At 63.8% G+C, this 7,270-nt stretch carries 2 protein-coding genes and 1 pseudogene; all 3 read right to left on the reverse strand.

Going from position 1 to position 7,270, the window contains the following annotated elements; genetic code table 11:
• The coding region (locus HMPREF1136_RS09120) for a leucine-rich repeat protein (protein ID WP_009649064.1) at positions 1 to 2,855 on the reverse strand (2,855 nt) is incomplete at its 3' end.
• A gap of 297 nt (positions 2,856 to 3,152) precedes the next feature.
• The gene (locus HMPREF1136_RS09125) at positions 3,153 to 6,659 is read right to left on the reverse strand and encodes a S8 family serine peptidase (RefSeq protein ID WP_009649063.1); all 3,507 of its coding nucleotides are present in this window, start codon (positions 6,657 to 6,659) and stop codon (positions 3,153 to 3,155) included.
• Positions 6,660 to 6,980: 321 nt separating this feature from the next.
• Positions 6,981 to 7,270 (reverse strand): annotated as a pseudogene (locus tag HMPREF1136_RS09130) (choline-binding protein A); the annotation flags it as partial.

The raw sequence follows: 7,270 nt of genomic DNA on the forward strand, positions 1-7,270 counted from the left end.
GGCTGGCTCGGCGCGGGAGCGGGCTTGGGATCATCGTCGGTGACCGGCGAGGGCTTGGCACCGGCGTGATCCGGGTCCTCCACCGGCGCAGGAGCAGGATCGTCGTTCGGATCGGGCAGGGGCAGCGGGGGCAGGACACGGTTCACGGTCACACTCACTGTGACCGACTGTTGAATACCTGATGCGTCGCGGACGTCGACGCGCAGCCCGCTGTCAGCCAGAGACGGCGTGAACGTGTAGGTGAGCGTCGATGCTTCCCCTTCCGCCGTGTCCGTCATGGCAGTCCAGTCCTGAAGGAGCGTCTCGGTTGTGTTCGCTCCGACCCGCACGACGCGGGCTTCGCGCCCCGTCGCCACGCCGCCGCCTGCGGCGATCTCCACGGTCGCAGGTACCCCCGGGGACACCGTGAGCGCGTACCCAACCTCGGCCTCGGCGATGCCGGTGCCAGACACGCCCAGCGTCGGGGCCTCGTACACCGACAAGCGCGAGGCGTCGTAGCCCGCGCTCTCCATCGCGGCCGTCGCGATAGTCCACGCGGAGGTCCCCTCGGCGGAGGCCACGTAGATGCTCGTGTCCGCTTTGAGCTCAGGGGCCATTCCCTCGGCGAGGGTGACCTGCGTGGCGGTAGCGGGAAGCACCAGGACGCGCGGCATCTCGCCCCAGAAGGTGAAGCTGGTCATCCCTTCTCCGAAGAAGGCGCTCTCGGGACGTCCGCCCTCCGATGTTCCTTCACTGTAGAAGGTGCCGTCGATGCCTCCGCGCACGATGAGGTGACGGACGCTGCGGGCACCTCGCGGGGTAAGCGACAGGTCGCGCACCTGCGTCCCCAGTTCAATGGTGTCCAGGCCGGTGCCTGTCAGCCCTCGGGCGACCTCGACGGAAGCCGGGATCGCCATGTCGACGAGGTTCGCGCAGCCGTCGAAGGCCTCGTCGCTGATAGCGGTCAGCCCCTCGGGCAGGACGACGCGCCGCAGCGACGTGGCATTCTCGAAGGCTCCAGCCCCGACCGCCGTCGTCCCCGCGGCCACGGTCGCCTCGCTGGCGGAACTCGCGGGCGTATAGCGGACCAGGGTCCGCACGGACGAGTCGTTGTGGTAGAGCGCTCCGTCATCGACAACGAACGAGGCGTTGGCGGGGCTGACGCTGAGGGTGGCGAGGTTGTCGTTCTCTCCCAAGGCGTAGTCTCCGAGGGAGTTCAGGGATGCGCCGACGTGGAACGAGGTCAGGGCTAGGTTCTTCGAGAAGGCCTCCTCGGCGATGGTTGACACTGTGTCCGGTATGGTGACTGTCGGCGTTGAAATACCGACGAATGCACCCTCACCGATGGAGGTCAGACGACCCAGGTCGGGCCGGAAGGTGACCTCGCTGAGCGCGGCATCGTAGCGGAAAGCATTGGTGGACACGCCCGTGGCCCCACCCAGGTCGACGGAGACGAGCGCGGGCATCTGCCAGAACGCCGAGGCCCCCATGGTCTCGAAGCCGTCGGGAAGCGTGAGGGTTGTGAGGGCTGCTCCCTCGAAAGACTGGTCACCGACGCGACGCAGGGCGTCGGGGAACGTCACAGATTCGACCTGTGCGCCCAGGAAGGCGAGGTCGTCGATGTCCGTCGTCCCACTCGCGACCGTGTAGGCCCCTCCCACGTTCTTGGCCGCCGGGTAGGCGATCAGGTGCGTGTGATCGCGTGTATACAGCACACCGTCGAGGCTCTCGTAGTTGGGGTTGCCAGCGTCGACCTGGATACGCGTGAGTTCGGGGGTGTTCGCGAAGGAGCCGACGAGCTGGTCCGCGGCGACCTTCGGCCCGAGGTGGACGGAGGTCAGCTTGCTCATGTCGACGAAGGCGTCGCGGTTGATGGTGACGAGGGAGCGCGGCAGAGTGAGCGTCTGGACGTTGGTGTTGGAGAAGACTCGGCTGCCCAGCACTGCGAGTTCAGAGGGAGCGGCCTCATCATCCTGGAAGATAATCTCCTCCAGGCCGGTCCCGTAGAACGCTTCATCGTCGATGCGGCGGACGCTCGCGGGGATACGGACCGTACGCAGGGTCGTGTCGGAAAAAGCGCGCGAATCGATTGCGCTCACGCCCGCAGGGATGTCTACCTCGGCGTCAGCTCCCCGGTACGCAATGAGGACGCCACTGTCGTCCATGACGAAGTCGCCCGTATCGTCTGCTAGGACATCAACTGTCACGGTGACGGTCTTGACAAGACCCGCGGGGGTCGTCACGGTTGCGGTCAGCGTGCCGACGCCCGCCTGCATGGAAGGAGTGAAGATGGCCGTGGACTCCCCCTCGTCGGGAGCAATGGAACCCAGCGATGCGGAGCTAAGCGCCCACTCGACGCGGCTGCCCCGCAGAGAGGGAGCCAGGAGCGCGTTGAGGAACATGGGTCTGCCGACGGTGGACACCATCGACGAGGCAGACAGCTCAATTCCGGTTTCCTCAGAAACAGCGTGGACCCGAACGGGAACGGCCGCGACGTCAGTTGGCTCGCCGCGACGCTTCACACTAATCGTGGCCTCACCCTCACCAATGGCCGTCACGAAGCCTTTGTCGTCAACGGCGAGGATCGAGGTATCCGACGACGTCCATGTGAGTTCGGAGTGATCGACCGGTGACGTGTCAGACAGCGCCTCAAACATGACGGCTTGTCCGGGAACGAGCGCGGTACTTCCCGGCCACAATCGCAGATGTTGCGTCGGGACATCCCGGCTCAGGCTGACAAATGCTGAGGCCCGCACGTTGCCCTGATGGGCGGCCACGGCCGTCTCCGCCGCGAGTGCGGCGGGGGCGCTTAGTGCGCCAGCGGCCAGGGCACCGACCAGCGCAAACGACAGGGCTACGTGAGTTCGATGGGACACTATTTCTCCGTGTATTGACAAGCATGCGTGAGGCTACCGTGTCGAATGATGACACCGCAGTCTGTCACACATAATCCCAGGAAGTCTAAGCGTGTACCTGCTGGAAGATATCTCCGCACTGCCATCACATTGCTCAACGCCACCTTTTTAATCGACCATTACCTGCAATAACAATGAAAAACGAGGAACTGTTGACTGTCACACTTACCCCGTCTCCTGCCGACAAAATGGGCCCGCGCCTCCCGATAATCTGACCGGGAGGCGCGGGCGCAGGGTTCAGCGATTCAGCTCAGGCACCTAGCTGATCAACTGACCGTTATCGGCGAAGTGGTACCAGGTACCCCAAATCTTCAGCCACCCAGTGACCATCGCACCACTGCCAGGCTGCAGGTAGTACCAGTAGCCACCCTCCTTCAGCCACCCAGTGGCCATCGCACCATCAGAGGGATTCAGGTAGTACCAGGTGGACCCCACCTGCACCCATCCTGTCGCCATCACACCGCTGGCGGGATCCAGGTAGTACCAGTACACACCACTGCGCACCCAACCCGTCGCCTGAGCACCCGAAGAGGAGTGGTAGAACCACTGCCCGTCCTCAAACACCCACCCAGTGCGCATGTACCCGGACGCATCAAAACGATACGTGGAACCATCAATCACCAGGGCCGTGCTCGACGGGTAAGAACCATCCTCGTATCGGTACCACCACCCACGAGCACTCCACTTCCACACGCCAGCCTTCGGCGCGGGAACAGGCGCATTGACGTGAATGGTCGCACTGGCCATCACAGAAGGCTGGGTCGGGTCAGCAACCGTAATAGTCGCATCCCCCGCGCCCACCGCACTCACGACACCATCCGCGCTCACCGTCGCCACGGCCTCGTCCGACGACGACCACACCACAGACGTCACCGTCGCATCCACAGGCTCATGCGAGGCGGACAGCGTCACACTCTCCCCCACCACCAGCGACACCAACTCAGGCGACACCGACAGCTTCGTCATGGGAACGAGGGAGGAGGGCAGCTTCGTCGTCCCCTTGTTCTTGGCCCAGTCCCACACATCCAGGGACAGCGTCGACGGTTCATCGCCCTTGTCCTTAATCGCGGTGAACGGCACGTCCTTCAGGTCGTAGTGGGCGTGGAACAGCCCGTCCTCACCCCGCGCGGCGGGTTCCTCCTCGTACTCGCGCTGGACATAGCCCTTACCCGAGTCCAGCGAGATCCCGCATCCGGCGATAGGCGCGGAGTCAGTGACGTCGAACGACAGCGAGTAGGCGTTCTCGCCCGTGGGCACCATCGTCATGTTGCTCACGACGGGAGCCTTCGTGTCCAGTGTGAAATCCCACGTCATCTGCTGCTTCGCGCTGGAGGGGGCGTAGGTTTCGGCCTCGATGACCAGCTTGTAGGGGCCGTCGGGCAGCTCGTTACCCGCCTCGTCGTAGCCATCGAAGTAGGGTTCGTCCGTCCATTCCTCAACGTCGATACCCAGATTACCGTAGGGAATCTCGTGGCTATGTAGGGATGCACGGAGGTGCGAGCGGGTGTAGGAGCGCACGACCTGTCCTGCGTCATTGAGGTAGGTGTAGGTCAGGGTGTCAATGGGGCGCAGCGTGTACGTCGAGGGGCCGACGCGTGAGGGGGCAAGCCACTCATCAGACCGGGAGACGTAGAACAGGTCCGGGTCCGATTGTTGCGCTTCACGGATGTCATTGTGGTTGTAGAGCGGGTTGACGTCGCCCAGCGGCATGCCCGACATCAGGTTCGTGAAGGTGGATCCGCGCAGGTGCACACCGCCACCCGAGGGATCATCCCACTTGCCGTCGAAGACGGACGGATCGCCCCAGGAGCCATAGAAGCCCATGTAGGGCACCGTGAGGCCCGGCTGCCCGTCCACGCTCGTGAAGGTGACGGCACCGTCGATGTAGGTACCGACAGGTGCGTACGCGCTCGCGTACGAGGCAAACTCGGCTGTCGGGGTCACCGTGACGGTCACGGTGACGCTAGACTTCGCTGGGACGGTCACGGAGTCGGTCGAGAAGGCCAGACCGATACCCGTGTTCGTCCAGTTGGTGGAGCGGAATGTGAAAGAGTTTCCTTCAATGGTCGGCGAGAGCGCCTGGCCTCCGAGCGTGTAGGTGCGGTCGGTGCCAGAAACGTTGGTCAGCTGCACCTGGAAGGTCCACCCGTTCGTACCGTCGCCCAGGTCAGCCTTGGGACGCGACGGATTCGCGGCTCCCACCACGCTCGGGTACACCGGCGAGGTCGTAGCCCCCACCGCGTCCACCAGGCCAGAGCCGACCTGACGCGGAGAGTAGAACGCGCCATCCGCCTGCGTCGCGTCCACCACCGGGTGGGCAGTGCCCATCAGAAAGTTCGCGACCACCGCATCCTTGTCGGCGGCACTCATGCCAGCAAACATCGGATCGGCGGCGATACGCTGACGCACGAGGGCAGCAATACCCGCAACCTGAGCCGAGGCCTCGGCCGTGCCGGACCTGCGACCGTACTCGTTACCGGGCAGCGCGGACATGACGGCCCCACCGGGGGCGGCGATCTCGGGCTTGAGACGCAGATCCGGGGTTACGCCCCAAGACGAAAAGTACGACGGGGAAGCGTCAGGCAGGGGCTGGCCATCGGTCCTCTTCACCTCATCGAGGGAGGCAGCTGCCAGGGCGTTCGAGTCGAGCGCGGGCCAGATGATCGCGCCATAGTCGGCGTCGGTGACAAAGGGTTGGTCCTTCTTATTCCAGTTGCCCCACGCGGCGGACGTGTAGTCACCGGCGGGGGCGTTGATAGCGATACCCTTGTCCGCCAGGGCGGCGTAGACGTCGGCATAGACAGCCAAGGCGTCGCCATTTTGCCCGGAATCATCTCCGACGGACACGACAAGAACGTCGGGGGTCAGGACGGCCGCGTCGTCGAGGGCGGCCAACAAAACGCTATCGTTAATGTTCTGATCATCATTGCCAAGAACCTTCGCCATGATGAGCTGCGCGTCGGGCGCGGCACCCCGGAACTCCGAGCCGTTGGCGGCTGCAAGGGCCGCGACGTGCGTGCCGTGGGTGTATCGAACGTCATAGGTTTGGTCGGCGTATTCATCTCGAGCGGGGTATGCCACATCCGCGTCACCGTCGGCGTAGTCGTAGGCGAAGGGGATCTTCGCACTCACCCAGCCGCCGCCCCGCCCGTCACCAAGCGTGGCCGCCAGGGAGGTCACGTCCGCTTGAGACAGGCGCGTGCCCTCCACGGAACCTGCGAATGCGCTGTGGCTCGTGTCGAAGCCGGTGTCGATGATCTCGATGACCTGCCCCGACCCCACCTGGGCGGCCTGGGCAGCCGCCGTCATATCCGTCGCGGTCGAGAGCGAGGGGTCATGATCCTTGCCCTTGCTACCGAAACTGTCGGGGCTGTACACGTTATAGATCGTGGCGCTGTCGCGATCCACGAAGGCGGCCTTCACGCCCGGCGTCGCCCTGATCGCTGCGAGGGATGAGGCTGGCGCTTTGATGGCAAAGCCGTGCAGGGCGTGCGTGTACTCGCGCAGGCCCGTGGCGCTCGCCCCGGGAACAGCAGCCGCCACGGCAGCGTTCACGCGTTCCTTCATGTCTGCGAGCGCTGGGGCGTCGTCCGTCAGCTGGACGATGATCGTCACGACGATGTTTTCGTATTGGTCGGCGGACGAGGTCTGGGTGGACTCTGCGGCCCCGGTGTCATCCGCGATGGAGGCCGGTGTGTTGATTGCCGTCATGGCGAGCGCACCGGCGGTTGTCAATGCCAGTGCCAAGAGTTTTCGATGGGACATGTGCGGCTCACTTCGTTGAGGTTATGACCATGAATGAGATCTCGCTTATGCGAGTTGCCTCACAGCAAACCCTAACCTACTCCCTAACTATCAAGCATCTCAGCTGCCGCAGATTCCATTATTTATCTAATATACAAGTATTTTCGCGGGACATATTGTCTAATAGTATGTTCAGATTTTAACCACCCCGATGAGGGGTCCGGCTGGGCACGGCAAGCAACCAGATAGTCGTCTCCGCATGCCACTGCCACGAAGGCCCGCGCCTCCCGATAATCTGACCGGGAGGCGCGGGCGCAGGGTTCAGCGATTCAGCTCAGGCACCTAGCTGATCAACTGACCGTTATCGGCGAAGTGGTACCAGGTACCCCAAATCTTCAGCCAGCCCGTCGCCACCCCGCCACTGCCAGGCTGCAGGTAGTACCAGTAGCCACCCTCCTTCAGCCACCCAGTGGCCATCGCACCACTGTCGGGGCTCAGGTAGTACCAGGTGGACCCCACCTGCACCCACCCCGTCACCATCACACCACTGTCAGGACTCAGGTAGTACCAACGCGCACCAGAAAACACCCAGCCGCTGGCCTGAGCACCCGACGCCTCGTGGTAATACCAAG

The organism is Actinomyces sp. ICM47 (assembly GCF_000278725.1).
In the GTDB taxonomy this organism is placed as follows: Bacteria; Actinomycetota; Actinomycetes; order Actinomycetales; family Actinomycetaceae; genus Pauljensenia.

What these genes read in the sequence shown, in the direction of transcription:
- HMPREF1136_RS09125 (WP_009649063.1), bottom strand. Translation starts at nt 6,659, where the DNA reads ATGTCCCATCGAAAACTCTTGGCACTGGCATTGACAACCGCCGGTGCG.